Source organism: Pseudoalteromonas sp. S1727, from assembly GCF_005886375.1.
GTDB classification, from domain to species: domain Bacteria; phylum Pseudomonadota; class Gammaproteobacteria; order Enterobacterales; family Alteromonadaceae; genus Pseudoalteromonas; species Pseudoalteromonas haloplanktis.
Genome location: NZ_PNDT01000343.1, coordinates 1 through 238, shown reverse-complemented (window position 1 = coordinate 238; position 238 = coordinate 1). Strand labels below are relative to the sequence as shown.

Sequence of the window (238 nt, the reverse complement as noted above, 5' to 3'; positions counted from 1 at the left end):
GATGAACTAGAAGAATTAGCAGAGCTTGCCTTACGCGCCTTAGAGAACTTACTTGATTTACAAGACTACCCAGTTCCTGCGGCAAGAAATCCCACTATGGGTCTACGTACTTTAGGAATAGGTGAGATCAAGTATGCCTATTACCTTGCTAACAACGGTAAGCGTTATTCTGATGGCAGTGCGAAAGCACTAACGCATAAACCGTTCGAAGCGATTAAATATTATTTGATGAAAGCGT

1 protein-coding gene is annotated in these 238 nt (G+C 42.0%); it reads left to right on the top strand.

Annotation, left to right across the window (positions count from 1 at the left end):
- Window positions 1-238 (top strand): ribonucleotide reductase barrel domain-containing protein (locus tag CWB85_RS22240; protein ID WP_502705333.1); only part of this gene is annotated, 238 nt, incomplete at both ends.